Here is a 25657-nt window from a genome sequence, read left to right on the forward strand (position 1 = left end):
CCTTTGAAGAGAATTCATAACCCGTGGTTAAAGCTCAAAGAAGGAATGAATAAAGAGGATTATGACTTGATTAACGGTCTGCAGGAGAGGTGCATCCGCGAAGATCAGACGACGTTAAAGCTGGAGCTGGACTACAAGCTCGGTGTGCATTCAAGCACAGACAGCGCAGGGATCCGTCAAATCAATGAATTCATGTACTTCGATGGGCATGAATTAATCGGCTATATAGGGATGAGCGAATTCGGCGGGGCAGGTACACCGTTTGAAGTGAACGGCATGGTGCATCCCGAGTACAGGCGCCAAGGTGTCTTTGGAACATTAAGCAAGCTAGTCATGGAAGAGTGGGGGCGCAGAGCTTCCAAGAGTATGCTTCTTCTAAGCGACCGGAAGTCGGAAGCCGGACAAGCGTTCATCCAAGGAACTGGCGCAAAGTATCATCATACGGAGCATGAGATGTATCTTCAGGAGGGCTGGACGGGAGTAAGCAATGACTCGGAAGGCATTACTCTTCGGAAGGCGACGAATGCAGATCGGCGGGAGATTCACCGGCAGAATGGAATATACTTCGACGGCGAGCCGGTGGAAGAGGGCGCGGACGATCCAGAGCAAGGGATGATTCTCCCTGAGGAAGAAGAACAACGGGGCATGATCATTTATCTTGCAGAAGCCTCTGACGGGCAGGTTATCGGGAAGGTCCACATCCAGCTGTCTTCTGGCATTGGGGGCATATATGGCCTAGGCGTTCTGCCCGAGTATCGCGGCAAGGGATATGGAAGAGCAACTCTCTTGAAGGCGATTGATAAGCTGAAGGAAGCCAGCGCGAGTGATATTATGCTGCAAGTGGCCGTAGAGAACGCGGGCGCACTTCGGCTGTATCAATCCTGCGGCTTCGTTACGAAGTCGACGATGGATTATTATGAGTTATCCTTATAGGAGATGAGAGAAAGAAGAGGCGGCAATTTACCATTGCAGCCTCTTCTTTTTTGCTTTGCTCATCCATTTAAGATCCATTAAAGGTTCACTGCCTAAGATAGGAGCCGTAGAGCGAAGATGCTTGTGCGGCAATGCCAAATAAACAATAAACGAAAGGTGATGGGAACGGTGTTTATAAAATCTACATGGGTCATCTGTTTATCATTAGCTATAGCGGTTACGATTCTGACCGGTTGTGAGGCGACCACATCGTCGAATGCGAAGCTTAATAGTCAGAGCGAAGAAGCGATAACCGCATCGCTTAATTATGTGAATGAGATGGATAAGAATAAGATTATGACATTTGCAATCACGGTAGAGCAAGCCAAATGGAAGGAAATGCAGGACAACGCGGCTGATGAAGAATACATTTCCGCAGATGTAACGATTAACGGCACAACGATCAAGAATGTAGGTATCCGTCCGAAAGGGAACTCGAGTCTTTCTTCCATTGTGCGGGACGGAGATACGGACCGATATAGCTTCAAGATCAAGTTTGGTGAGTATGTCGAAGGGCAAACTTGGCAGGGTCTTGATAAGCTCGTGCTTAATAACAACTTTTCCGATGCAACAAGCTTAAAGGAATACCTCGACGGTCGCAATGGCGCAATTGGTGTTGCCGGTGCTACAGGAGCAACAGGAGCAACAGGCCCAACAGGTTCCTCTGGCATTACTTGCTATACTTAATAAATTAATAATGCACGATAAAGAGGCACCCAATTGCGGGTGCCTTTTGTTTTTATACCGTAAATGGATGCTCTTTTACAGGCAATAAAGGGATTTACCCATAGATCACGAAAGTAGCAGTATTCTGCTCTTGTGCAAGGAGTGATCAGGGAGGGATTGTCGTGACGGACACGGATATTAATCGTTCCATTGATGCAATATGGAGGAGTGAGTCGGCGAAGATTATTGCAGTCCTCACCAGAGTCGTGCGTGATGTTGGGCTTGCCGAAGATCTTGCGCAGGATGCACTGATCATCGCTATTGAGCGTTGGCCTCAATCAGGTATACCGGAAAAGCCAGGTGCTTGGCTAATGACAACCGCCAAGCGCCGGGCCATCGATCTGCTGCGCAGAAATAAATTAAGGGACCGCAAATATGAAGAGATTGGCTACGAGCTAAACACGCAGGAAGAGCTGGATCTTGATGCTGCACTTGATGATCACGTTGGAGATGATATCCTCCGCCTCATATTTATGACCTGCCATCCCATGTTGTCGGCAGAGGCGCGTGCGGCACTCACGCTGCGCTTGCTTGGAGGACTAACGACCGAAGAAATTGCCAAAGCATATCTCACTCCAGAACCAACAATTGCTGCGCGAATTACGCGGGCTAAGCGAATGTTCTCGGAGCAGCGTGTTCCATTCGAGCTTCCTCCGAAGGCTGAGCTTACGGCAAGGCTGTCCTCGGTTCTCCAGGTGGTATATCTCATGTTTAACGAAGGGTACTCTGCATCCTCCGGCGATAATTGGCTGCGGCCCGTACTTTGTGAAGAAGCTCTGAGGCTAGGGCTTATTCTGTCCGAAACTATATATAACGAACCCGAGGTCTTCGGGCTTGTTGCACTTATGCAATTCCAAGCGGCGAGATTTAAAGCGCGGGTTAACCAAGCGGGGGAGCCCATTCTGCTGATGGATCAGAACCGGGCGCTCTGGGATGACTCCCTAATTAGAAGCGGGCTGGCTATGCTTGATCGTGTCGAGCAGCTTGGCAGCGAGCTTGGTCCTTACTCCCTTCAGGCGGCTATTGCTGCGTGTCATGCGCGGGCTCGAATCGCAGCGGAGACGGATTGGGTACGGATATCCGAGCTCTACAATGAACTCTACCAATTGACGCCATCGCCTATTATCGAGTTGAATCATGCGGTAGCCGTATCGATGGCTTATGGGCCGGCAGTTGGACTTCAGCTTGTCGATAGGCTGCTGTCGGAGCCAGCGTTGAAGAACTATCATTTATTACCGAGCGTGCGTGGCGATTTCCTAATGAAATTGGGACGACTAGGCGAAGCGAGGCTGGAGTTCGAACGCGCTGCAACGCTCGCTGGCAACACGCGTGAGCAGGAACTGCTGTTAAGACGCGCGGCTGAATGCTCTGAGGGTAATGATCTTTCTTAATTCTTTTTAAGGGATGTCGATTCTGCCACGTATCGTTCGTTGATTAAGTAGAGGCAAGTCTGATTGCTTCAATCTAAAGTCAGAGGAGAAACCAATATGCAATTTCTATGTTTGGGATACTTGGAACCAGCGAAGATGGATGCCCGCCCGAAGGATGAGATTAATACGGTTATGAATGCATGCATGCCTCACCTGGACAATTTCTATAGTAGCGGTCAAGTGCTCGTCGATGCGGGGCTTGCTTCTGAAGCGAAATGCTTGCGAAGAGAGAATGGGATAGTAAAGGTTATGGATGGACCCTTTATCGAAACAAAAGAAATGATTGGCAGTGCGTTTCTTATAGAAGCACAGGACATGGATGAAGCGATTCGAATCGCTTCCTTACATCCGAGTGTACAGATAGGCGCAGGCGAGCAGTTTGGTTGGGGAATCGAGATCCGCCCCATTCATTATTTTAAGATGCGAGATTAGTGTCATCGACTAATGGGATAGGGAGGGAAATGAATTGAACGATTCTGTTCTCCATTTCTACGATGAAATTGCTGAAGACTATCACCTAATCTTTCATGATTGGAATGAAGCAATTGCACGGCAAGGTGTGACTCTGGACAGGCTCATTAAATCCAAACTAATGAACCGGCCCAATCTAACACTCCTGGACTGTTCGTGCGGCATCGGTACACAAGCAATCGGATTGGCGAAGCAGGGGTATCTCGTAAGTGCGACAGACATAAGCTCAGCTTCGGTCAGAAGAGCGGAAGAAGAAGCAATAGCTCACGGAGTGGCAATAAACTTCGGAGTAGTAGACTTTCGTTCGCTGGATAAGGATGTACAAGGGAGCTTCGATATTGTGCTGTCGGCGGATAACGCGATTCCACATCTTCTGACCGATAAAGATTTACAGACAGCTTTTGCGAATTTGCATGCAAAGCTTAACCAGAATGGCCTGTTAGTCGTCACCATAAGAGATTACGACGAACTAACATTGGAGAAGCTGCCTTCTACGCAGCCTCGTATATTCGATGAGGGTAAGCGGATTGTCTTTCAGGTATGGGATTGGGCGGGGGACGGAAAGACGTATACGGTTAACCAGTTTATTTTGCAGGAAATGAATGAGCAATGGACAACCAAGCATTACAAGACAGAGTACAGAGCGTTGCTGCGGGAAGAGATGAACCAATTACTGCGCGAGACCGGTTTCACGGATATCGAGTGGCATCTCCCGGAGCTCACAGGCTATTACCAGCCTATTGTGACCGCACGGAAAGAGTAATATACGAAGGCCGATAGGTCAGGACACCGCCCCCGAGGCGAGTTCCTGACCTATTTTCAACGAACTGGGGTCCAAAGCGGTTATTGCTGCAGCTTCTGAATCTTCTTCCCGAAGGCGGATATGCCATACCCCAGAACTATAAATATGCATACGTAGATGATGAGTACTGGTACAATAATACTCCATGGCCGATCATTAAATCGTGCTAGCAGATTGAACATATTGATGATCATGATCGCGAGGTTCGCAAACAACAAGCCGATAAAAACTCGTTTAATCTTCTGGAAATGCGTCATCAATGACTCACGGTCCGTATACAGCCGAGGGAGTTCCCCCGGATGCCATTCTCTGCGGAAGTAGTGCCACATTCCTCCGTATGAGCTGACATGCTCCCAGCCCGCATCGCGATATAACTCCAAATAGGCTTCAAACTTGTCTCCTCGTCCTAGCCCATTCTGAAAATCAAGCGCATACGTATAACGCTTCGCTACATCGCGCGCGAAGGTGTAACTGAATATGCCAACCTTCCTAAGCTGCAGCCCTCGTCTAGACTGCTCCGATAGCCAAGCTTCGTCCTTCTCGTAGTTCCAGCTCATCGACAGCCGATACCGTTTCTCTGTCGGTATTGTCATTTGCCTCACTCCTTCCCATCATTAAGAACTCGGCGACCTGCCTGCAGAAGCTCTTCCAGCCTGTTAATCTCCGCCGCTGTGACGGCTCGCCCGTATGAGGTGATGACATACATTTTGCGCCTGCTGTCTGTTCCTTCCGGGCCCGGATAATGCTCAATAAGTCCTTTGGTGAGCAGCGTGTTCAACGCCGTATACAAAGTGCCCGCGCCGATCTTTACCCGCCCGCTGCTCATACGTTCCGCATCCTGCATGATGCCGTATCCGTGCGTAGGCTCAGCATGCAGCGCAATCAATATATAGTAAAAAGCTTCCGTCAGCGGCAGCATCTCCATCGGATCCCGCATCTGTATTCCTCCCTTCACTTATATCGTTAGACGATATATCTTATGACGATATATTACGGGACGATATAAAAATTGTCAATATATGTTAATGCAACGGGGATGGAGTTAGAGGAATGGTTTCGGCAAAGGCGAATAGATTTGAGGATATCTCGGTATTTCATCCTAAGTGAGGAGGTATTCCAAGTTGGTCCAGCAAACGACGAATCGAAAGGTCGTAACAATTGGCCTGCTGGCGGCACTGTTCATCGGTGCGTTAGATGCAACGGTTGTCAGTACAGCGATGCCGCATATTACGAAGGAATTAAGCGGGTTCAGCTTAATCAGTTGGGTATTCTCGATTTATACGCTGACGATGTGCGTCGCGACGCCTATTTTCGGTAAACTGGCTGACTTGTACGGAAGAAGATCGGTGTTTACAGCAGGTCTGCTTATCTTCGCAATCGGATCTATTCTTTGCGGAGCAGCGACAAGCATGACCGCCTTGATCTGGTTCCGTGCCATCCAAGGGTTTGGAGCGGGTGCGCTTACGCCGGTGACATTCACGATCGTCGGAGATTTGTATCCGGGAGAGCAGCGGGCGAAGGTTCAAGGGATATTCGCTTCCGTATGGTCGGTGGCGGGATTGCTTGGTCCGCTCGTCGGAGGAATGTTCGTCGACTATATCTCTTGGCGCTGGATATTCTACATGAATGTGCCGGTGTTCGTGCTAGCGTTCATTCTCGTCGCCTTGTTTCTACATGAGAAGTTCGAGAGGAAAGCGAAGAAAATCGACTTCATTGGCGCGTGTCTTTTCACGATTGGTCTATCGGCGCTCCTGTACGCGCTGCTTAATGGCGGTGAGAAGTATGCATGGGATTCGGCACTAATCATCGGACTGTTATGCTTCGCGGTGGTATTCATCTCGCTGTTCCTGTTCGTAGAGACGCGGGTGAAGGAGCCAATGATACCGCTGGGGCTGTTTAAGACGAGGGAGATTCGCGTGATCTACTTGCTTAGCTTTCTAGGTTTTGCGATAACGGCCGGTGTCATGGTGTATGCGCCTCAATGGATTCAAGTTGTGCTTGGGCATAGCGCGACAAACTCCGGGTTCACGTTAATGCCGATGTGTCTGGCTTGGCCGTTCGCGGCAACGATGACGGGAAGGCTGATGTTCAAATACGGGCCTCGCCTCTTCATTGTCACAGGCGCGATTGTCGTTGCAGCAGGCAGCCTATGGCTCATGCTCATTAATTCGGATTCACCATACGCAAACTTGGTCGGCATACTGGTTGTCATCGGCTTCGGCATGGGCTTGTTGACGACGCCGATTCTGGTCTTGATCCAGAATGCCGTAGATTGGAGCGAGCGGGGAGTGGCGACCTCGACGAACTCGCTGATGAACGCGCTTGGGCAGACCGTTGGTGTAGCGTTGTTCGGCACGTTATTCAATAACGCGGCAGCAGGGCTTGATACGAAGCAGGTCGCTCATGGCATGCATGTCGTCTTTATATCGATCTTTGCCATATCAATCGCGGTCGTGCTCGTTGTCGGCTTGCTGCCGTCTCAGCGCAAGGAATCGGGCAAGACGCGCTCAAGTGTGGCGGGGTAGGGAGGCAGAGGCACAGGCTTGTTAAAGGTGCGCCATAATTGGTGCACCTTTTTTGTCTTATTTTTCGCTGTACGTTCGACATTTTCCAATGAGAGAAACCTAATCTATCGTGGGACTCCAGCATGATGCTTACTAACACCTGGTATGGCAAAGTAATACTAAGGCATACGAAACCTAGCGATAACGATAACGATAGGAGGATGTAAGGATGAACTTTCACTTCTTTGTCGGTAACGATAATGGGAACAGCGAGCATGATCTAATGATCGACGGTAGATTGATTCAACAGCCGAACGTGAATTGTAGAGTGGACGAGCTGCCGTGGCGGGAGGAGCAGGTGCCGGAGAGCTTCATTAAGAATCTCCAAGATCAGCTGGTCGTCACCATCGACTCGCCTTCTGCTCAGCCGGGAATGTACTACATCGGGAAGTTCGCGCTTGAGAGCGGCGAAATTATTGACAATATTCAGATCGGCATTGATTCCAAGAGCGAGATGGATCTGCCGATTATTAACACGCTGGCACAAATCGCCGCGGTGTCAGTTCAGAAGGCCTATGAAGAGGAGAAACGGATTCCGCCACAGCTCGACATCGAAGTTGATATGGCGACAGCGCTGCCGGTTACTCAGCATACCGACGAGTCATCTGCGAAGTTCGAGAAACGGTTTACGTCGGGCAGACATCATGTGACGGTTCACCTCGGTACTCTCCGTGTGTCGGTCAATATTGTATTTCCGTTTGTGAAGGTCGTGCCAGAAGCGACGCCGGTCATTTTCACTTTGCAAAAGGATGCTGCGGGCAATTGGCGGGAGGGCGAGATCTTTGCCGATTTTGCCGCATCGTACGGGATGGAGAAGAAGTTCAATGGCAGCTTCTTCAAGGATAAGCGGATTCTGCATGTTGATATCGGGGACGGCTCGACGGAGTATCCGATCACGGAGGGCAATCGATTCCTGAGGCAATTCGTGCACGGCAGCCATCACGGGGCGGGCTATGCAATTGAGGAAGCGCTGCAGGAGTTCAATCGTCTCATTCATCTGCCGGACAGCCCAAGGCAGTTCTTCAGCGACGTGCTCAAAAACCCGAAGCATAAGTATCATGCGAGAGCGCTAAAGACACTGCGGCGGCCGCTGGAAAGTCAGGTCAAGCAAATCGTGCAGCAGACGAAGAAGCAGCTGACCAAAGCGCGTAATGAGATCGACCTGATCTGCGTGTACGGCGGCGGCAGCATTCTGATGCGGACGATTCTGTATCCGTACCTGAAGGAGCTGAGCGATGTCCGCGAAATCAAGCTGTTCTATATTCCGGCTGAGTACGCTGTCGAGCTGAACGCGACAGGGCTGGACGCTTTCGTACGCGGCAAAATTTATGAGGCGCTGAAAAATAAAGCGGAGCAGCCCGCATAATCAGAGCGGAGCAGGTAGGTGATCGCGGATGAAGAAGACCAAGCTAGCGGGCGATAATATTAGCCTGAAGACGAGGAAGACGGAGGATGCTCTTGTTATGGCGTGGCTGAACGCGCAAACGAATCTGATGGATTCTTTTCGCTATTTGGTAGAGAACGAAATCATGCAGCATGGCGTCCGCAATCTGCAGATGTTTATACCTGTCGAGCGGGCAGGTGTTCAGAGCTCGGTCGCTCCCGTTCAAGCCGCCCAAGCGGAAATGGCAGTTGCTGCAGAGGCTGCCGACCATGACGAAGAAGTAGCCGCCCACGAAGCGCCCACGGTAGACGAGGTTGATGATGAAGATATTGAAGCTTGGAGCTAGCACGATGCGGTAATACCTAGTCATACCAAGTAACACGAAGTAATACGAAGTAATACCAGGCAATACGAAGTCATGCTCGGTCATATCGAGTGATACGCTGCATTACGAGGGCATAAGAGGTAGTACGAGGTAACGTATAGCAGTCGCTAAGCCAATGGAATACTTATACCATAAGGAGGGTATTTCATGCATTACGACTGGATTTGGAAAGCCATCCTCATTATGGCCGCTGGCTCGTTGCTCCTCCGGTTAACCGGTCGAACGTCAATCGGGAAATTAACGATTGTCGACGTGTTACTCATGCTGATTCTTGGTCCGTTATTTATTCGCCCTGTCGAGAATGAGAATTTATGGACAACCTTCGGCACCGCGGTCGTTCTCATACTTACAGTACGTATTATTAGAGCTTTGTTTATGCGCTACGAGCCCATTCGCGCTTTATGGATCGGCAAACCAACACCCATTATCGTGAGCGGAAAGCTGAATCATGTCGCTATGGAATCGCTGAAACTAAACGTCGAAGAGGTTAACGCGCAGCTGCGCATTGCAGGGATCTATGACCGGGATGATGTCGAATACGCTGCTATTGAGGCTAACGGTCAGCTGACCGTTAAGCCAAAACCGCATAAAGCTCCTGCCACGAAACAGGATATTGAGCAGCTGAAGGAGCTTATTGAGTCTCGGCTTTCCCGATAGTGTTCATTTTGATTACAAGAGCAAGGATGCAAATCGCCGGATTCCTTATTGGGATTCCGGTTTATTTGTTTGTTGTGGCAAAATCCGCTCTTCCGTTATACTAATTCCATTCAAGAGAATGGGAACCCTGAAAGGATGTTGGAAGTGGACTTTAAACCGTGCCAGTCTCACGAGATCGAGCATCTCATGCAAGAGTACACGCAGTCGCTATCCTCGCCGTTTGATTCGTTTTTGGAACAGCATATCCTCTCATCCGCCACTTATGTAATCCTCGATGAGTCATACGAAATTGGCTATTATGCGATTCTAGCTTAATATCGACCGATCGCAACGATAGCCGCTAGCGCGATGAACACAGCATTCACGCCGACCTCGCGATATTCCTTGCGTACCAGGTGGAGCAGGGCGCCGAGCAGCACGACAAAGGCAAGAGCGGTTGCGGCAATAGACGTTAATATCGGTGCAATGCCAGTCGCTTGTGGAACGACGAGCCCAATCACTCCGATTAATTCTGCTGCCCCGATGAAGACGACGAATGCTCGGGGAACGCTTCTCACCCATCCCCATTCTGCTCGTGCTTTCTCATACTGAACCGCCTTCAGCCAGCCTCCGTAAGCGAAGGCTAGAGCTGCAAGTCCTTGAATGAACCACAATGTAATATTCATATATGCTGCGAGCCTCCTGACTACTTTTTCGCTATCCTCTACAGGTATAATAAATGGTAGTATCCCATGACGGAAGTAGGCACTTTTTCTAGACCTAGTAAATAAAAAGTTACCTTGCTTAAAGCAGCGGGAAGGAGGAGGAGCTTATTGCAACCGGCACGATGAGATTCAGCGAACTCCAGAAAGCAATCCCGGATATAAACAAAAGAATGCTTACCCAGCAGCTGCGAGAACTGGAGCATCACGATATCGTCCGCAGAGAGGTGTACAACCAGATTCCGCCTAGGGTGGAATACTCGATCTCGGAATACGGGAAAGGTCTAAGTACCGTTCTGCAGGCATTGAATGATTGGGGAGCGGCTCACGCTCAGCATATGGATGAGTTGCATGGAACAGATCGCGAAGAGAATCAATCAGGAGGTGAAGCGCTCTGAAAGCGAATCGGATGGAAGCCTTCAGCGATGGCGTGCTAGCGATTATCATTACCATTATGGTGCTGGAATTCAAGGTGCCAGAGGATCACGATTGGGGTGCATTAGTGGAGCTTGGGCCGAAGATCCTCAGTTATATCTTCAGCTTCGTCTATGTCGGCATCTACTGGAACAATCATCACCATCTGGTGCATATGGTTCGTACGATGAGCGGGCGGCTCATGTGGCTGAACCTCCTGCTTCTATTCTGGCTATCACTTGTGCCGTTCACGACGGCTTGGATGGGAGAGAGCCATTTTGCGAGCACTCCGACGGCGCTGTATGGCATCATTCTGATGCTAGCGGCGTTATCTTACTGGCTTCTTCAGCGCGCAATTATGAAGCAGCATACCAGTGAATCTCAGTTTGTAATAGCGGTAGGGAAAGACTTGAAGGGCAAGCTATCGCCTGTTCTATACTTGATAGCGATTCTGACTGCATACGTAAGCGCCTGGATTTCCGGCTTCTTCTTCGTGCTTGTTGCGGTAATCTGGTTTGTGCCGGATAAGCGGGTTGAGCAGGCTTTGAAGAGCCGCCAATAGGTTGAAAGTCTGTCGCCGAACCCGGCTTTTCTGCTGCCTGGCAGCGGTATGTTAAAATAATGGTGCGAACTTTAAGCGCAAAGGAGTGGCAAGCATGGCACGCGTGCTTTTTATCAATGCTGGCTCAGAAGGACATATTAATCCAACAGTTGGCGTCGTGCAGGAGCTGATTTCACGTGGAGAAGAGGTCGTGTACTTCTGTGTCGAAGCGTTCCGCGAGCGGATGGAGAAGACGGGCGCAACCGTTCGAACGCTGGACGGGCAGCGGTTCATACAAGCTTTCGTCTCGGGCGGCAGAAGCCATATGCTCGAACGTATCAACGGTCTCTTACATACAGCAGATGTCGTCATTCCAAGTGTGCTTGAGCAGATTCAGGGCGAGCAGTTCGATTACATCATTCACGATTCCATGTTTGGATGCGGACGAATCCTTGCGGAGATGCTGAAGCTGCCCGCCATCAGCTCGTGTACGACTTTTGCGCAAAGTGAAGAGTCGTTCAATTCCATGCTCAAACGCGCAGATATTCCTGGTCCGATCTACGATCAATTCAATACTCTCGCCGCGATGGTGAGTGAACGATATAACGTGGAGCTTCAGTCTCCATACGAAGTGTTCTGCAACCCAGCCCCGCTTACGATTGTGTATACGACAAGGGAGTTTCAGCCTGATGGCGAGACATTCGACTCCTCATATAAATTTGTAGGCCCGTCCATCGCGTCGAGGCAGTCACAAAGCACCTTCGATATCGCAGCAATCGAGGGGAAGAACGTCATTTACATCTCGCTGGGGACTGTCTTTAACCAAGCTGCTGCCTTCTATAAGCTGTGCATGGAGGCGCTTGGGAGCACGGAGCACTCGGTGGTCATGTCTGTCGGGACAAGGACGCCAATTGCGGACCTTGGCGAAATTCCGGGCAATTTCATCATCAGTGATTATGTGCCACAAACAGAGGTATTGCAGCACTCGAAGCTATTCATTACGCATGGCGGCATGAACAGCGCCCACGAAGGGCTCTACTGCGGGGTGCCGCTCATCGTGCTTCCGTTAAGCGCGGACCAGCCGATTATTGCTGGGCAAGTCGCTGCTATCGGAGCAGGAGTTCGGCTGGACATGCCGAGCTTGACCGTGGATCAGCTGCGTGAAGCGGTAGCTCATGTCCTAAACGATGCGTCATTCGAGCCAGCTGTTGCGTCGATTAGGGAGTCCCTGCTGGCGTCCGGCGGCTACCGTCAGGCAGTCGATGAGATTTTTCAAATAAGGATGGAGCATCAATGAATATTGAAGAAGTGAAACGAATCAGCAAGGTGTCCAAGCTTGAGAAGTGGCCCTACCCAAGAACGTTCCAGGAGCTGCTCGCTGCGGGAGTCGTCTCCTACCGGACAAGCATCGCGAATAACCGGACCGTATTTATGGGGGAAGACAATCAGTACGAGGAACCGAATGGGATGGCGGCTGCAAGCCTAGAGGTGGCAGAGCAGTTCCAAGGAGATGCGGTCAGACGGGGGCTTCTGCATCATCAGCAGCACCGGACGCCCTTCACGGATTTCATTCAGGACATGGCGGATGCCGGTGTGCAGTATTACGAAGTGAATATGAAAGAGCGGATGATTAATTATACGAGCGGGAAGCCCTCGGAATCGTATGAAGAAGCAATCCCGCCCTTCGAATAACGGTAAGCAACAGCTTTAGCGAGCTGTATATTCTTCGATAATACGGTCAATCGCACGTCTGCCCCAATGAGCAGCCTCCGATTGTTTATCGTTCCAATGATAGGTGATAAGCGCCTTCCAGAGCGCCCACCCGCGTGCACGGTCGACCGTGTCATCGCCTAGATTCATACTGCCAAGAAAGAGGCTGCGACTAGCCGCGTCAAAATAATTCCAAGCCATCACAAGGTCACTTGCAGGATCGCCTACGCCCATCGTGCCGAAATCAATGACCCCGGAAAGTCTTCCGTCTTGAACGAGCAGGTTGCCGACAGCGATGTCGCCGTGAAGCCAGAGCGGAGCCGAATGGTACTTGGACGCCAGAGCAAGCTCCCATATTTCCGTTAATAGATTTGCACTGTAAACGCCCGAGCCCGAGCCCGAGTCTGAGACGTGCTCAATGACGGACCTTGTTTCCGAATCGTAGACGGCAAGGTCGCCGCCGCGATGGAAGTTCTGCACCCCTGCCGGTACGCCGCCTGTTGCATCAATCGCCTCGAGCTCTTTTAGAAAATCGGCCAGATCTTGAGCGAACTCGTTCATATTTCGTATATTAGAGTCTGTAACCGTCTCGCCCGCAAGCCATTGGTTGACTGACCATGGAAGCGGGTATTCTTCCGTCGGCTCTCCCTTAGCAAGGGGTGACGGAATGGGCAGAGAAAGCTGAGATTTGAATTGAGGCAGCCAAGTCAGCTCCTTCTCTACAGCCGAAGCGTATCGCTCATGACTCGGCAGTCGGACGGTCATCTCGGTTCCTAAGTGAAAGGTTCGATTGTCATGGCCGCTTTTTTCAACGGGCCGTATCTCAAGATGTTTCCACTCGGGGAATTGCTTGCTTATTAAACGGCGTACAAGATCGGTTGTAATTTCAATTGCAATCATTGCTCGTCACTTCCCTTCACTGGACATGGTGTCATTATAATACCCTATCATGGAAGTTGAACGGGATAAAACCACTATAATTAAACTTGTTTTCAGAAGGAGACTGTTGATTTGCAGCTTATAACGGAACGACTTCTCATTACAGCCTTCGACCACGATAATTATGAGCAGGTCAGGGCACGCCTCATAGAGGATGTGTCCTGTTTTGTTGTTGACAGAGTGACTCCTGGGAATTATATTAGCTATAATGAATAATAATCTCTATAACTAATATACGCTTGCAAGGCATGATGACAAAAGGAGACGTATACGTATGATAATCCCAGCTTACGAGTATGACATTCGGTTTCCCGCCAATATGGATGCGAATAAACGATATCCAGTCATCTTCACGCTGCATGGCAAAGGGTCCAATGAGCGGAATATGTTCGGTCTGGTGGAGCCGCTTGCGGAGCAATTTATTATTGTCGGCATTCGCGGCAATCTGACGCTTGGCGCAGGGTTTCAATATTATGAGCTCCGCAGCCTCGGAAACCCGATCCGGGAGATATTCGATCTGGCGATTCAGCAACTGGAGGCTTTCGTCCAGTACGCAACGGAGAAATACCCGATTGATGCTGCTCGGCGGTACTTGCTCGGCTTCAGTCAAGGCGCGATTCTGTCGATGACACTTGCTCTGACGATGGGAGATCAGCTGAAAGGGATCGTTGCGCTGAATGGCTACGTCCCTGAGTTTGTGAAGCTGGAGTATCCGCTGAAGAGTGTCACGGACGTGTCTATGTTTATTTCCCACGGGGAGTTCGACGGCGTATTCCCGGTTCGGATCGGGCATGAGACGGCGAAGTACTTCGAGCCGCTAACGTCTCGGTTGACCTTTAAGCTCTATCCAATCGACCATGCCGTCTCCGAGGAGAATCAGCGAGACTTCGTGCAGTGGCTGAGCGCGGACGCCGCGGTCGAATAAACTTAATCGTTATGAAAGAGGCAAATTCCTAGTCCTGCTTGCAGGCAAGGGAGTTTGCCTTTTTTTGTTTGCATGACCTTGCTGGACGAATTTACATGCTGCGTATTTGCATTCATTCACGGTCAACCAGTCGTCTACGGTGATGTAGGTTTCAAAAAAATGAGCCGCAATGAAAAATAGCAGCCCGCTCAGTTGTATTACAAGTGAAAGGAGGGCTTAAGGTGTACGATTCATATGAGCTCAATGAATCCGTGCGACGGGCATTGGATGAACATTCGCAAAGCTTGATTAAGGTCGCTTTTGCCTATTTGAAGAATACGGCGGATGCCGAGGAAGTCGCGCAGGACGTGTTTCTCACTTACTTGCAGAAGCGTCCTGTCTTCCAAAACCGCGAACACGAGAAAGCTTGGCTGATCCGAACGACTATTAATAAAAGCAAAAATATGCTGAAAACCGGATGGTTTAGAAGCAGAAACCCGGTTCCCGAAGACCTGAGCTACCTCCCCAAGGAAGAGAGCGAGGTTCTGCAGACCGTGCTCGCCTTGGATAAGAAATACCGAATTCCGATCCATCTACACTACTATGAAGGATACTCGATCCAGGAGATAGCGGTTATTTTGCAGGCTAAGCCCGCAACGGTCGGAACATGGCTTGCCAGAGGCCGCCAGCTCTTAAAAGAGAAGATCGGAGGCCTGGATGATGAAGAAATCTGTTTATAAATCCGCAATGTCCCATGTGAAGACAAGTGAAGATTTCAAGGAAACGACGTATCGGAAGCTTCTGCAAACACAATCAAAGGAGAGATTACGTATGGAACAAGCAAAGAAAAGAAAGCTGATTGGTTTGGCTGGACTCGCGGCATGTGCGGTATTGTCCATAAGTATTTTCATCATGAATCATAATGATAATTCCACCCAGACAGCTGCAACATCACCGTCAACGGAAGCGACAACGAAACCACCGATTCACGGCAAGGTAGCCGTCAATATTGAAGGTGCCATCTCTGAAGTAAGCGCAGACGGCAAAAGCTTCAAAGTGGGCGACCTGTGGGTAACGGTAACGGATCAAACGAAGCTCGGCAGCAATGAACCGACAGCAACGCCGCCATCCGAGGAATTGCTGCAGAAGGAGTTTAAAGTCGGCAACATCGTGGCTGGCTTCACGTCGCAGGATGTCAGCACTGGCAAAGTAACGGCGGACGTCATCTATAACAATATGGCGCCGGCGAAGGACAGCGGCACAAACGCGCCTACTAAAGGCGGCAAGATGGCAGCCAACATTAACGGTGAAATTACGGAAGTAAGCGCAGACGGCAAAAGCTTCAAGGTCGGTGATCTGTGGGTGACGGTGACGGCGGATACGAAGCTGGGCATCGACGGCCCTAACGCGGCTGAACCATCCGAGGAGATGCTGCAGAAGGAATTTAAAGTGGGCAACTTCGTATCCGGCTTTACGTCGGAAGATGTAAGCACGGGTAAAGTGAACGCCGCGCGTATTTACAACAATATGGCTCCGCAAAAATAAGAGAGAGCGGAAATGTTAGCAAGGGCACCTTTAATTACGGTGCCTTTAAGGAACTGCCTATAGGCAGTTCCTTTTTTTATTTCCACTCACGCAGCTCCAAAAGCAGCTCAAAGCCGGCTATTTGCTGAAGCGAGAGTGCCAAACAAGCAAGGTCGGTCTGAAGGTCGCCTTTGAGATCCGACGGCTAACGGAACGTATAACCTTTATTTTCGCGATTTTCACGCTTTGGGAACTGTAACGGACCGTAGAGTCGTTATTAGTCGCTTTTTCACGTAAAATGCTTTGTTTCGGCTCCAATAGCGATGCGGAGTTCCGTTAGCTCGCCACAAGCCTCGATTTCCGCCAAATAGCGAGTGTGAGTTCCGTTACGCACATACAGGTTAGCCCCAGCTGGGCGAAGCGGGAGTGGTCGTGAGGACATCCTTGATTAATACAGAATCACTTTCTGAACGAAGGTAACTATATTTTTTTAATCAAAATCTAACGTTTGTTGACTGCGGTCTTATGTTTGTTGTCTGGAATGGGGATCGCCATTTTCATTACAATTACAACTGTTAGAACGTTTTGAAAGCGTTACCTGTAAGCGCGTACACATGAAAGGAGTGGCTAACATGGATTCGAAGAGCGAGCGTAAACGCTTGCGAACGCGCTGGCGTACACAGGATACAGAGCTGACGCTGCTGGCCTTACCGACAACGGTCTGGTATATCCTATTCTGTTTCTTGCCGATGTTCGGCGTCATTATTGCCTTCAAGGACTTCAAAATATACGGAGGCTTCCTAAGCAACATCATCCACAGCGAATGGTCCGGCTTCAAGAACTTCGAGTTTCTGTTCAAGTCGAACGACGCCTGGGTCGTTATCCGCAACACGCTGGGCTACAACTTGGTGTTTATTGTACTCGGCATTGTGGTGCCTGTCGCCTTAGCGCTCATGGTCGGACAACTGCACAGCCGCAAAGCAGGCAAAGTGTATCAAACGATGATGTTCCTGCCTTATTTCTTATCCTGGGTCGTCGTATCCGCGGTCATCTGGGCGTTCCTCAGCTTCGATAAAGGGATCGCCAATCAGTTTCTAGCTGACCTTGGCAAAGATCCGATCAACTGGTACATGGAAGCGAAATACTGGCCGTACTTCCTCGTGTTTATGAACCTGTGGAAGGGTCTCGGCTACGGAATGGTTGTCTACTTGGCAACGATTACGGGTATCGATAGCACGTATTACGAGGCTGCAGTCATTGACGGCGCATCGAAGTGGCAGCAGACGAAGTTCATTACGCTGCCGCTCATGAAGATGGTTATCGTCATGATGTTCATCCTGTCGGTCGGCCGCATTTTCTACACCGACTTCGGGCTGTTCTTCCAAGTGCCGAGGGATTCCAACTCGCTGTTTAACGTAACGACGACCGTCGACGTGCTCGTCTACAAGCAGCTCAAGACCGCAACGGTCGGCATGGCCTCCGCTTCCGCTTTCGTACAATCCGTGCTCGGATGTGCGACCATTCTAATCGCCAACTGGGTCGTACGCCGTGTTGATCCAGACAGCGCGATGATGTAGGGGGAGCTAACAATATGTCAACGAAAGCTAGAGCGAATAATGAGTCTGGTCTTGATAAATTCAATCGAGTCAGCAATGCGACCAACGTTGCATTCCATACGATTTTTATACTGCTAGCGATTGTCTGCCTGGTGCCCGTCCTTGTGGTGCTGTCGGTATCACTGTCCAGCGAGGACTCGATCCGTCATACCGGGTACCACATCATCCCGACGGCTTTATCGGGAGAGGCGTATCACTATATCGCGGAGCAAGGCACGATGATCTCGAGAGCGCTCGGCGTTTCCGTACTCGTGACCGTAGTCGGCACCGTGCTCGGCATCCTGCTCACCACTTCAATGGGCTATGTCATTTCCAGACCGAACTATAAGTTAAAAGGGCTGCTGACATGGATCGTATTCATTCCAATGGTGTTCAACGGGGGCTTGGTGTCCAGCTATTACATCAACTCGAATCTGCTCGGGCTCAAAGACACGGTGTGGGCGCTCATTCTGCCGCTGGCTGTCTCGTCCTTCAACGTTATTATTTGCAAAACGTTCTTCAGAAGCACGATTCCGGATGGATTAATCGAGTCGGCGGAGATTGACGGGGCGAGCCAGTTCAGAATCTTCTTCAACATTATTTTGCCGATTTCCTTACCGCTGATTGCGACTATCGGCTTGTTCCTTTGCTTCTCGTACTGGAACGACTGGTTCCAATCCATGCTGTACATCAACAATCAGGATCTGTACTCGCTGCAGGCGCTGCTAAACAGCTTGATGAGCAATGTGGACGCACTGGCGAAAAATGCATCGACCATGGGCATCAGTTACGCGACGCTGGTCGCGACAATGCCGAAGGAATCCGCGCGTATGGCAGTCGCAATCGTCATCGTAGTTCCTGTGGCTGCGGCGTACCCGTTCTTCCAGAAATATTTTATATCCGGCCTGACGGTTGGCGCTGTTAAGGGTTAAAGGTTAAAGGTTAGCTCAAGGGTTAGTAAGCCTGGGTAAATGCCCGGTTTATGATAAATAAGGTAGTCATTATAGGGAGGTTCTTGTAGATGAAAAAGACAATGAAACACCTGCTTGTACTTAGCACAGCAGCACTCCTGACAACAGCCCTTGCGGGCTGCGGATCGAGCTCGAACAATTCGAACGCCTCGAATAATGCCGCAACAACGAACGCAGGCTCTAACGCGAACAAGCCAGCGGATTCGGCCGAAGTGCCTACACTGGTATGGTGGACGATCGGCGGACAAACGCCTGAGAACTTCGATAAGGCGATCGCCGCAATGAATGAATACACAGCCGAGAAGATCGGCGTGAAGATCGACATTAAAGTAGCAAGCTGGGGCGACTGGGACACGAAGATCAACACCATCGTGAACACCGGCGAACCGTTCGACATTATGTTTACGAATAACGGAAAGTATAATCAGCAAGTGAACATGGGTGCTTTTGCCGATATTACGGATCTGGTTCAGAGCGAATCTCCTGATCTCTACAAGCTCATTCCGCAGAAGGTATGGGATGGAACGAAGGTCGGCGGCAAGATCTACTCCGTGCCAACGTACAAGGACTCTTCGTTGTCGCAATACTGGGTGTTCGACGACACATATGTACAGAAGTACAAGATCGACACCGCGAACATCAAGACACTTGCGGACCTGGACAAGCCGCTGCATGATATGAAAGCAGGCGAGGGCAAGAGCTTCTATCCGATGCCGCTTACGCAGGGCGATGGCTTTAACGGCTTCTTCAACGGCTACGATGATATGACGCTCGGTCTGCCGCCAATCGGTGTGAAAGTAGACGATGCCTCTCGTAAAGTGGTCTCTGTACTTGAGAACCCGGACGTTATGAACGACCTGAAGCTGCTGCATAAGTGGTACCAAGACGGCATTATTAATCCGGATGCACCGACGAAGACGGAAGCGGACAAAGCGCGTCCATTCTTCGCAGCTCAAGCATTCCCAGGCGCGGAAGCGAGCTGGCAGATCAATGAAGGCGTAGCGAAGTACGACATGTTCCCGATCTTCGGACCGATCTACACAACGAGCACCATTCAAGGCTCCTTGAATGCGATCTCCGCGAACTCCAAGTACAAGAACGAAGCTTTGAAATACTTGCAATTGGTGAATACGGATCCGAAGCTGCGTAATATGCTTGCTTTCGGAGAGCTAGGCGCAGACTATACGAGTGTAGACGGAGAGAAAGTAATCGAGCGTACTTCGGATACTTGGCCGCTGGCTGCATACACGCAAGGTACATTCTTCGACTTGGCGGTTACAAAAGGCGCGCCGGTTGATCAATGGGAGCAAGTCCGCAAGCTGAACGACCAAGCAACCTCCTCCACAAACCTTGGCTTTGCGCTTGATATTAGCAAGCTGGGCACAGAAGTGGCTAACACCAAAGCGGTGTGGGACAAGTACCGTTATGAGCTGATGACAGGCGCTTCCGATCCAGAGAAAACGGTTCCGAAGATCTTGTCCGAGCTGAAAGCTGCCGGATTGGATACGATCATGACAGCTGCTCAAGAGCAGATCGACAACTATTTCAAATAAGCATATCGCAGCAAGAGAGAACCCGAACGGATGGCCGTTCGGGTTTTCTGACACAAATTGCCGGATTGATTTTACGGGCAGCTCGGGTATATGGTGGGAACAGCACCCTGAGCAGAGTTAGACATAACACCTATCGCAAAGGAGAAACCGCATGTCTTCCTTTCTTCAAATCAAAATATATCGCGGTAAATTCATTGCCTACATGGTGTTTGTCGTATGTATCGGCCTCGCTCTCGGAGCGATTACCTGTGCGGTGCTGCTTGATCAATGGGTGCAGAACTCCCGGAACGAGGCAAGCGGCGCGTTCACTAGGGTGGAGAATACGCTTCAGAACGATTCCGAACGGATAGAAGCATTCATGCAGCGGGTCTATTCGAATAGCGGGCTTATCGCGGATGTTCGTTACTTCCTCGGCAACAGTGCGGAAGGGTATTTGACGAGCAGGCTGCATGACAGCCACTATAACCGGCCGCTTCTTTCGTTCCCCGAGGATCTGAAGTCCTTCCTGAGCAATGGCGGACATGGCGATATTACGCAGGTAAGCCTGCATACCAGCTACAAGGGCAATGTGGTGCAATTCGACGCCAACGGGAATACGAAGTTTCTATTCAATCTGCCCAATGCGAGCCCGGTATTCCGAGAAACGATTGGGGAGGGCTTCGTCTATCGGAAGAAGCTGTCGGATCCAAAGCAAATCTCTCGCCAACTCGGCGAGTTCCGATTTCTGGTCAGCAGTGACCGCATCTTCAGGACGCTGCAAAATTACCGGCTAAGCAATGCCGGCGCCGTTAGTCCATCCGGCGAGGTGCATCTGATTGCTGGCAGCGACGGCAAGGCGGAGGAACTGATCAAGCGAGCGGCGGCGGATGAACGCGACCACGGCTTCCTGCGGACCGGACTTCTGGATCGTGCGTATTTTGTCACTTTTCAATCCACCCAGTTCGATTATAAGTTCGTCAGTATGATAGATATGGCAGCGCTTGTCCGTCAGAAAGCAAGCGTGCTGCTCATCGTATTCCTTATCGTGCTGGCTGCGATGATTAGCGTTCTGCTGCTCATCGTGTACAATCTGCGCGAGGACGCGAATTTCCTGCGGCGCATTATTAATTCCATCGGCCGCGCCAAGACTGCGGACTTCGCGCCTATCAATCCGGCTCGTTACCGGAGGAACGAATACGGCATGATCGCCAGGGAACTGGACGATATGATTCACCAGCTCGACAAGCATATCCGTACGAACTATCTGCTGAAGCTGAAGCAGCAGGAGACGGAGATGAAGGCGCTTCAGCACCAGATTAATCCGCATTTTTTATATAATACGCTTGAAGTGATAAGGTCCTTTGCACTTGGCAGCCGCGATGAAGGTACATCCGATGCGATCGCAACATTAGGCGCGCTGTACCGCGATATTGTGAAATACGAGAATATCATTCCACTTGGCAGCGAGCTGGGCTTGCTCCAGAAGTACTTGAAAATTATGGAATTCAAATATCCGGACAGGTTCTATTATCAGTACAACGTAGACGACGCCTTGCTCACACTGCCAACGGTGAAGTTCTGGATGCAGCCGCTGGCAGAAAACTTCTTCATTCATGGCTTCAATCAGGCAAGCGAGTTCAATCTGCTTGTCGTGAACGGCTGGGAGGAAGAGGAGCATTTCGTGCTCGAAATCGTGGATAACGGCAACTGGATTTCCGAAGAGCGCTTGGCTGAGATTAGGAACAACCTAGCTAGAGGCGACGACGCTTCAACAGACAGCATAGGGCTGCGAAACGTGTATACCCGCCTTCACTTCTTCTATGGAGAAGGCTTCCGCATGCAGATCGACAACAACGAAGAAGCTGGCATCAAAATTACCGTAATCCTGCCAAAGGAGGCTGCTTGAGATGTATAAGCTGCTAATTGTAGATGATGAGCCGCAAATTTTGGAGGGCATGAAGCGAACGCTAGACTGGGCAAAATACGGCTTTGACCGTATAGAGACGAGTGAATCGTACGAAGGGGCAATTGCGAAGGCGGTGGAGTTTATGCCGGATCTCGCCATCTTCGACGTATGCATTGGCAAGCAGCGCGGCTATGACGCCATTCATAAGCTCAATGAGCTTCGCCTTCAATCGAACTATATTATTATGAGTGGCTACGGCGAATTTCAGTATGCGATAGAGGCGCTCCGCTGCGGCGCGAAGGATTATCTTCTCAAGCCTGTGGACCGCTCCAAGCTGCAGAGCATCGTGGAGAAAATCATCGTCGAGGATTTGCACGGAACGGTAGAAGGTGCAGAGCTCGATGACCTGGACAAGGACCCGGTACTCGGCGTGCGTTATGATAGCCTGTCCAAGCTGACGAATCGGATCCTGCTCATGGTCAAGGCGGAATATGCACAGAACATTAATTTGAAATCGGTTGCAGAGCGGTTTCGCATGAACGGGACCTATCTAGGGCAGCTGTTTCTCAAGGAGACGCAGATGAAGTTCTCGGAGTATCTGATGGCTTACCGGATGCAGCGTGCCAAGGAACGGATTCAGTCGACGGATGAGAAAATCGTCAGTGTGGCGCTTTCCGTCGGCTATCCGAATCTGAACTACTTCTATTCCCATTTCCATACGTACTTCGATAAATCTCCCTCGGACTTGCGGAGAAAGGAATAGCCCGTAATGCGACAACAACAACGGCTATGGCTATGGATTCGGCTGCGGCTACAGCAGAGAATGAGACGTCTTGCATTCGGTCTCATACTTGCTGCGATGCTGATATTGCCGCTTACAGGCTGCTTCTCCTCGTCCGGTAATGGTGAGACGGCTGCGACGACCGGCAATACGGTGAATTTGATCTACTACACAATCGGCGATCCCGACAAGGACTTGAAGCTGGTCAATGAGAAGATCAACGAAGTGCTGGCGAAGAAGATCGGCGTGACGATCACGTATATCAAAGTGGGCTGGCAGGAGTATGAGGATCGGCTGAATACGCTGGTGTCGGCGGGGACGCCTTTTGATATCGCTTTTGCACCGGAGTATGCTTCATTCGCGCAGCGAGGGGCATGGCTGAGGCTGAACGATTATTTGCCCACTATCGGCAAGGGAATGTATGACGCTATCGACCCCGTCTTCTGGAAAGGCGTGCAGCTGGATGATGGCGGCATCTATGGCGTGCCGACCAACAAGGAGTTCGCCGTGCGCGATCAGTGGATGTACCCGGATGCGCTCGTGAAGAAGTACAAGATAGATATCTCGAAGTACAAGACGCTTGCTTCGCTTGAGCCGCTGCTGCGGATGATCAAGGAGAAGGAGCCGACTTATCAGCCGATGGAGCTGGATAAGGACTCTCAGAACTTCTTCGCGATAGACGGCTATCAGTACGTGTCTGAGAAGTATCTTCCGCTTATGATTCGGGCGCTCGATCCGAAGTCGCCGGTCGTGAACATCTTCGAAACGGAAGAAGCGCGGAAGGTGCTTGATATCCTTCGGCACTACTACGTTAAGGGATATATTAACGAGGATGCGGCATTGCGCGACAGCCAAGGGCTGAAGCGGGGGGAGCTCGTCTTCTGGAAAGCGGCAGGCGGCGGACCGCTGTCGGATAACAGCTGGAGCAAGGACCGCGGCTACAAGCTGGTCGCCAATCCAGTCACTCCCGCGCTCATTACGACGGAGTCCGTCCGCGGCGGGGTGATGGCAGTGAGTGCGGACACGAAGCATCCGGTCGAGAGCGTCCAGTTTCTTAATCTGCTGAACACCGACCCGGAAGTGCGCAACCTGTTCAACTTCGGCATCGAAGGCGTGCACTATACGCTCGACAGCAACGGCCAAGTCGTGCCGAAATCGCCTCAGGACAAGGATGGCAAGCCCATTCCGGATGCATCGCCCACGTATAGCAGCGTACAGTATACGCAAGGAAACTGGTTCATTCTAAAGACGATGGGCGGCGAGTTCCCCGATCCGCTCGACAAGTGGGACCAATTCCGCGCAGGCAACAAGGAGGCTGTTAATTCGAGCGCCGTAGGCTTTACGCCGGACTTGTCCAAGGTGTCTGCGCAGATGCAGAACATCCAGATGGTGTGGGAGAAATATTTTCCGAGTCTGATGACAGGCAGTGTGGATGTAGATACGGAGCTGCCGAAGTTCAATGAGGAGCTTAGGCAAGCGGGCATTAACGAGGTGCGGGCAGAAGTGCAGAAGCAGCTGGACGCCTGGCGGGCGGCTCATCCAAGCGAAGTGAAAAAGTAGGGAAATTGGACGAGTATGGGAAATTATGCAATCGGATAACCTAACAGGCGATGCTAAAGAAGCATGAAGGGAAGGAGGGCTGCATATGAACCAGTCTCTTTACGACAAGTTCGGCGGGGAAGAAACGATCAGCAAGGTCGTCGACTACTTCTATAAGCTAGTACTTGACGATAATACGGTCAATCATTTCTTCAAGAACACGGATATGGAGAAGCAGCGCAAGCATCAAACGAAGTTCATCAGCTTCGCGTTGGGAGGTCCAAATCAATACACCGGGCATTCGATGGCGAAGGCGCATGCAGGCATGAATTTGCAGGAGGAGCACTTTAATGCGATTGCCAAACATCTGCATGATGCGCTTGCGCATTTTGGTGTAGATGAATCAGATATTGATCAGGTTTTGACGCATGTTGCCGCTTTGAAAGACGATATTCTTCATAAGTAACCGAGAGAAGGGCCATCCGAAGTGGATGGCCCTTTGTCGTGCCCAGTGGCGTAATAGCTCAGTAATAATCCCAATAGTTTCGTTGCTGCGGAGGGTACGGATACTGCTGATATTGATGATGGTAAGGCACCGCCTGCTGCTGTTGCTGCGGATAGGGATGATGCATATTTTGCTGCCCGGCCAAATTCACTTTAGGGCTGTTGCAGTCGGTATAAGGTCCGATATAGGTGGACGGCTTCACCGGCTCAACCGCCTTCTTCCACGTCTCTTCGTTAATGCAGTAGGTATGGGACATGACGTTGGCAGGCGTGAATTTCAGAATGTCGGAGCCCAGTATAACCTCCGGCTGAGGGGCATCGAAGATGGCCAGCAGATGCGTGTGATCCGCTGTCGCGATTTCATAATGCCACCAGCCTTGCGGAATATTCGCGACTTGCCCTGGGGTGATGGGAAAGTTGAGAAGCTGCTTCGTGAACGGGTTCAGCATGGATACCGTTGCTGCACCAGAAATACAATAGACCAGCTCGGCAGCGTTCTGATGGTAATGCGGTTCGACCACATTGCCCGCGCTGAGATAAATGTCGAGGAGCGACGAATTCTCGAGCGAGTTCAGCTGCTGCACGCCGAGCACGTTTATATAGTTATTGGCATCCTTCTTGAATAGTGGGCTCTTATTCACGTCAAATGCGTACTGCACAGAAGGTGACGTGTAATCGATATAAGCGGACATTCTCTGCTTTCGC

Annotated in this window: 29 protein-coding genes; 24 read left to right on the top strand and 5 right to left on the bottom strand. The window is 50.6% G+C overall.

Going from position 1 to position 25657, the window contains the following annotated elements; genetic code table 11:
* Positions 1–3: 3 nt before the first annotated feature.
* The 5 genes from AC0LWF_RS20605 (at position 4) to AC0LWF_RS20625 (ending at position 4362) form a co-directional block, all read left to right on the top strand.
* On the top strand, positions 4–933 hold the full coding sequence (locus AC0LWF_RS20605; RefSeq protein ID WP_474653410.1) for a GNAT family N-acetyltransferase: 930 nt from the start codon (positions 4–6) through the stop codon (positions 931–933).
* A gap of 168 nt (positions 934–1101) precedes the next feature.
* A complete protein-coding gene (locus AC0LWF_RS20610; protein ID WP_474653411.1) occupies positions 1102–1659 on the top strand; it encodes a CotH kinase family protein in 558 nt (185 codons plus the stop codon).
* 161 nt (positions 1660–1820) lie between these two features.
* Positions 1821–3089 carry an RNA polymerase sigma factor gene (locus AC0LWF_RS20615; protein ID WP_474653412.1) on the top strand — a complete coding sequence of 423 codons (1269 nt, stop codon included), beginning with the start codon at positions 1821–1823 and terminating at the stop codon, positions 3087–3089.
* Positions 3090–3185: 96 nt separating this feature from the next.
* Complete coding sequence (locus AC0LWF_RS20620; RefSeq protein WP_474653413.1) at positions 3186–3560, top strand: YciI family protein; 375 nt, start codon at positions 3186–3188, stop codon at positions 3558–3560.
* Positions 3561–3594: 34 nt separating this feature from the next.
* Positions 3595–4362: a class I SAM-dependent methyltransferase gene (locus AC0LWF_RS20625; RefSeq protein WP_474653414.1), complete on the top strand. Its 768-nt coding sequence runs from the start codon at positions 3595–3597 to the stop codon at positions 4360–4362.
* A gap of 80 nt (positions 4363–4442) precedes the next feature.
* Here AC0LWF_RS20625 and AC0LWF_RS20630 read toward each other — a convergent pair whose 3' ends face one another.
* On the bottom strand, positions 4443–4994 hold the full coding sequence (locus AC0LWF_RS20630) for a DUF2812 domain-containing protein (RefSeq protein WP_474653415.1): 552 nt from the start codon (positions 4992–4994) through the stop codon (positions 4443–4445).
* A 5-nt stretch (positions 4995–4999) separates the two neighbouring features.
* On the bottom strand, positions 5000–5338 hold the full coding sequence (locus AC0LWF_RS20635) for a PadR family transcriptional regulator (protein WP_474653416.1): 339 nt from the start codon (positions 5336–5338) through the stop codon (positions 5000–5002).
* A gap of 184 nt (positions 5339–5522) precedes the next feature.
* On the opposite strand from AC0LWF_RS20635, the gene AC0LWF_RS20640 reads away from it, so the two are divergent.
* The 5 genes from AC0LWF_RS20640 to AC0LWF_RS20660 all read left to right on the top strand — a co-directional run bounded on the left by AC0LWF_RS20640 (position 5523) and on the right by AC0LWF_RS20660 (position 9706).
* Entirely contained in the window at positions 5523–6926 is a 1404-nt protein-coding gene (locus AC0LWF_RS20640; protein WP_474653417.1) for an MDR family MFS transporter, read from the top strand.
* 208 nt (positions 6927–7134) lie between these two features.
* Positions 7135–8331 carry a ParM/StbA family protein gene (locus AC0LWF_RS20645; RefSeq protein WP_474653418.1) on the top strand — a complete coding sequence of 399 codons (1197 nt, stop codon included), beginning with the start codon at positions 7135–7137 and terminating at the stop codon, positions 8329–8331.
* Positions 8332–8359: 28 nt separating this feature from the next.
* Positions 8360–8695, top strand: a complete 336-nt coding sequence (locus AC0LWF_RS20650) for a hypothetical protein (RefSeq protein ID WP_474653419.1) — start codon at positions 8360–8362, stop codon at positions 8693–8695.
* A gap of 186 nt (positions 8696–8881) precedes the next feature.
* Positions 8882–9391: a DUF421 domain-containing protein gene (locus tag AC0LWF_RS20655; protein ID WP_474653420.1), complete on the top strand. Its 510-nt coding sequence runs from the start codon at positions 8882–8884 to the stop codon at positions 9389–9391.
* A gap of 144 nt (positions 9392–9535) precedes the next feature.
* Positions 9536–9706 (top strand): hypothetical protein, encoded by a 171-nt coding sequence (locus tag AC0LWF_RS20660; RefSeq protein ID WP_474653421.1) that lies wholly within the window; start codon positions 9536–9538, stop codon positions 9704–9706.
* Here AC0LWF_RS20660 and AC0LWF_RS20665 read toward each other — a convergent pair.
* Positions 9703–10056, bottom strand: a complete 354-nt coding sequence (locus AC0LWF_RS20665; RefSeq protein WP_474653422.1) for a DoxX family protein — start codon at positions 10054–10056, stop codon at positions 9703–9705. The genes AC0LWF_RS20660 and AC0LWF_RS20665 overlap by 4 nt on opposite strands.
* Before the next feature lie 161 nt (positions 10057–10217).
* Between AC0LWF_RS20665 and AC0LWF_RS20670 the strand changes: the two genes are divergently transcribed.
* The 4 genes from AC0LWF_RS20670 to AC0LWF_RS20685 all read left to right on the top strand — a co-directional run bounded on the left by AC0LWF_RS20670 (position 10218) and on the right by AC0LWF_RS20685 (position 12739).
* Complete coding sequence (locus tag AC0LWF_RS20670) at positions 10218–10490, top strand: winged helix-turn-helix transcriptional regulator (protein ID WP_474653423.1); 273 nt, start codon at positions 10218–10220, stop codon at positions 10488–10490.
* Positions 10487–11068, top strand: coding sequence for a TMEM175 family protein (locus tag AC0LWF_RS20675; protein WP_474653518.1), 582 nt, complete (start codon positions 10487–10489; stop codon positions 11066–11068). The genes AC0LWF_RS20670 and AC0LWF_RS20675 overlap by 4 nt, the downstream gene beginning before the upstream one ends.
* 94 nt (positions 11069–11162) lie before the next feature.
* Entirely contained in the window at positions 11163–12344 is a 1182-nt protein-coding gene (locus tag AC0LWF_RS20680; protein ID WP_474653424.1) for a macrolide family glycosyltransferase, read from the top strand.
* A complete protein-coding gene (locus AC0LWF_RS20685) occupies positions 12341–12739 on the top strand; it encodes a DUF1398 family protein (protein WP_474653425.1) in 399 nt (132 codons plus the stop codon). The genes AC0LWF_RS20680 and AC0LWF_RS20685 overlap by 4 nt, the downstream gene beginning before the upstream one ends.
* 15 nt (positions 12740–12754) lie before the next feature.
* Here AC0LWF_RS20685 and AC0LWF_RS20690 read toward each other — a convergent pair whose 3' ends face one another.
* Positions 12755–13657: an aminoglycoside phosphotransferase family protein gene (locus tag AC0LWF_RS20690; protein WP_474653426.1), complete on the bottom strand. Its 903-nt coding sequence runs from the start codon at positions 13655–13657 to the stop codon at positions 12755–12757.
* Positions 13658–13970: 313 nt separating this feature from the next.
* Here AC0LWF_RS20690 and AC0LWF_RS20695 point away from each other — a divergent pair, with 313 nt between their 5' ends.
* From AC0LWF_RS20695 to AC0LWF_RS20740, 10 genes are all read left to right on the top strand, one after another.
* On the top strand, positions 13971–14621 hold the full coding sequence (locus tag AC0LWF_RS20695) for an alpha/beta hydrolase (RefSeq protein WP_474653427.1): 651 nt from the start codon (positions 13971–13973) through the stop codon (positions 14619–14621).
* A gap of 221 nt (positions 14622–14842) precedes the next feature.
* Positions 14843–15340 carry an RNA polymerase sigma factor gene (locus AC0LWF_RS20700; protein ID WP_474653428.1) on the top strand — a complete coding sequence of 166 codons (498 nt, stop codon included), beginning with the start codon at positions 14843–14845 and terminating at the stop codon, positions 15338–15340.
* Between the two features lie 91 nt (positions 15341–15431).
* On the top strand, positions 15432–16145 hold the full coding sequence (locus AC0LWF_RS20705; RefSeq protein ID WP_474653429.1) for a DUF5666 domain-containing protein: 714 nt from the start codon (positions 15432–15434) through the stop codon (positions 16143–16145).
* Between the two features lie 611 nt (positions 16146–16756).
* Positions 16757–17701, top strand: a complete 945-nt coding sequence (locus AC0LWF_RS20710; RefSeq protein WP_474653430.1) for an ABC transporter permease — start codon at positions 16757–16759, stop codon at positions 17699–17701.
* Between the two features lie 14 nt (positions 17702–17715).
* On the top strand, positions 17716–18651 hold the full coding sequence (locus AC0LWF_RS20715) for a carbohydrate ABC transporter permease (RefSeq protein ID WP_474653431.1): 936 nt from the start codon (positions 17716–17718) through the stop codon (positions 18649–18651).
* Between the two features lie 89 nt (positions 18652–18740).
* The gene (locus AC0LWF_RS20720; RefSeq protein WP_474653432.1) at positions 18741–20243 is read left to right on the top strand and encodes an ABC transporter substrate-binding protein; all 1503 of its coding nucleotides are present in this window, start codon (positions 18741–18743) and stop codon (positions 20241–20243) included.
* 151 nt (positions 20244–20394) lie between these two features.
* On the top strand, positions 20395–22128 hold the full coding sequence (locus AC0LWF_RS20725) for a sensor histidine kinase (protein ID WP_474653433.1): 1734 nt from the start codon (positions 20395–20397) through the stop codon (positions 22126–22128).
* A 1-nt stretch (position 22129) separates the two neighbouring features.
* The gene (locus tag AC0LWF_RS20730; RefSeq protein WP_474653434.1) at positions 22130–22891 is read left to right on the top strand and encodes a response regulator transcription factor; all 762 of its coding nucleotides are present in this window, start codon (positions 22130–22132) and stop codon (positions 22889–22891) included.
* A gap of 6 nt (positions 22892–22897) precedes the next feature.
* Entirely contained in the window at positions 22898–24469 is a 1572-nt protein-coding gene (locus AC0LWF_RS20735) for an ABC transporter substrate-binding protein (protein WP_474653435.1), read from the top strand.
* 85 nt (positions 24470–24554) lie between these two features.
* Entirely contained in the window at positions 24555–24914 is a 360-nt protein-coding gene (locus AC0LWF_RS20740; protein WP_474653436.1) for a group I truncated hemoglobin, read from the top strand.
* Positions 24915–24972: 58 nt separating this feature from the next.
* Here the strand turns inward: AC0LWF_RS20740 and AC0LWF_RS20745 are convergent, their stop codons facing one another.
* Positions 24973–25644, bottom strand: coding sequence for a cupin domain-containing protein (locus tag AC0LWF_RS20745; protein ID WP_474653437.1), 672 nt, complete (start codon positions 25642–25644; stop codon positions 24973–24975).
* Between the last annotated feature and the right edge of the window lie 13 nt (positions 25645–25657).

It is taken from the genome of Paenibacillus sp. sgz302114, from assembly GCF_056120345.1.

What these genes read in the sequence shown, in the direction of transcription:
- AC0LWF_RS20620 (WP_474653413.1), top strand. Translation starts at nt 3,186, where the DNA reads ATGCAATTTCTATGTTTGGGATACTTGGAACCAGCGAAGATGGATGCC.
- AC0LWF_RS20630 (WP_474653415.1), bottom strand. Translation starts at nt 4,994, where the DNA reads ATGACAATACCGACAGAGAAACGGTATCGGCTGTCGATGAGCTGGAAC.
- AC0LWF_RS20635 (WP_474653416.1), bottom strand. Translation starts at nt 5,338, where the DNA reads ATGCGGGATCCGATGGAGATGCTGCCGCTGACGGAAGCTTTTTACTAT.
- AC0LWF_RS20645 (WP_474653418.1), top strand. Translation starts at nt 7,135, where the DNA reads ATGAACTTTCACTTCTTTGTCGGTAACGATAATGGGAACAGCGAGCAT.
- AC0LWF_RS20650 (WP_474653419.1), top strand. Translation starts at nt 8,360, where the DNA reads ATGAAGAAGACCAAGCTAGCGGGCGATAATATTAGCCTGAAGACGAGG.
- AC0LWF_RS20655 (WP_474653420.1), top strand. Translation starts at nt 8,882, where the DNA reads ATGCATTACGACTGGATTTGGAAAGCCATCCTCATTATGGCCGCTGGC.
- AC0LWF_RS20665 (WP_474653422.1), bottom strand. Translation starts at nt 10,056, where the DNA reads ATGAATATTACATTGTGGTTCATTCAAGGACTTGCAGCTCTAGCCTTC.
- AC0LWF_RS20670 (WP_474653423.1), top strand. Translation starts at nt 10,218, where the DNA reads ATGAGATTCAGCGAACTCCAGAAAGCAATCCCGGATATAAACAAAAGA.
- AC0LWF_RS20680 (WP_474653424.1), top strand. Translation starts at nt 11,163, where the DNA reads ATGGCACGCGTGCTTTTTATCAATGCTGGCTCAGAAGGACATATTAAT.
- AC0LWF_RS20685 (WP_474653425.1), top strand. Translation starts at nt 12,341, where the DNA reads ATGAATATTGAAGAAGTGAAACGAATCAGCAAGGTGTCCAAGCTTGAG.
- AC0LWF_RS20690 (WP_474653426.1), bottom strand. Translation starts at nt 13,657, where the DNA reads ATGATTGCAATTGAAATTACAACCGATCTTGTACGCCGTTTAATAAGC.
- AC0LWF_RS20695 (WP_474653427.1), top strand. Translation starts at nt 13,971, where the DNA reads ATGATAATCCCAGCTTACGAGTATGACATTCGGTTTCCCGCCAATATG.
- AC0LWF_RS20705 (WP_474653429.1), top strand. Translation starts at nt 15,432, where the DNA reads ATGGAACAAGCAAAGAAAAGAAAGCTGATTGGTTTGGCTGGACTCGCG.
- AC0LWF_RS20710 (WP_474653430.1), top strand. Translation starts at nt 16,757, where the DNA reads ATGGATTCGAAGAGCGAGCGTAAACGCTTGCGAACGCGCTGGCGTACA.
- AC0LWF_RS20715 (WP_474653431.1), top strand. Translation starts at nt 17,716, where the DNA reads ATGTCAACGAAAGCTAGAGCGAATAATGAGTCTGGTCTTGATAAATTC.
- AC0LWF_RS20720 (WP_474653432.1), top strand. Translation starts at nt 18,741, where the DNA reads ATGAAAAAGACAATGAAACACCTGCTTGTACTTAGCACAGCAGCACTC.
- AC0LWF_RS20725 (WP_474653433.1), top strand. Translation starts at nt 20,395, where the DNA reads ATGTCTTCCTTTCTTCAAATCAAAATATATCGCGGTAAATTCATTGCC.
- AC0LWF_RS20730 (WP_474653434.1), top strand. Translation starts at nt 22,130, where the DNA reads ATGTATAAGCTGCTAATTGTAGATGATGAGCCGCAAATTTTGGAGGGC.
- AC0LWF_RS20735 (WP_474653435.1), top strand. Translation starts at nt 22,898, where the DNA reads ATGCGACAACAACAACGGCTATGGCTATGGATTCGGCTGCGGCTACAG.
- AC0LWF_RS20740 (WP_474653436.1), top strand. Translation starts at nt 24,555, where the DNA reads ATGAACCAGTCTCTTTACGACAAGTTCGGCGGGGAAGAAACGATCAGC.
- AC0LWF_RS20745 (WP_474653437.1), bottom strand. Translation starts at nt 25,644, where the DNA reads ATGTCCGCTTATATCGATTACACGTCACCTTCTGTGCAGTACGCATTT.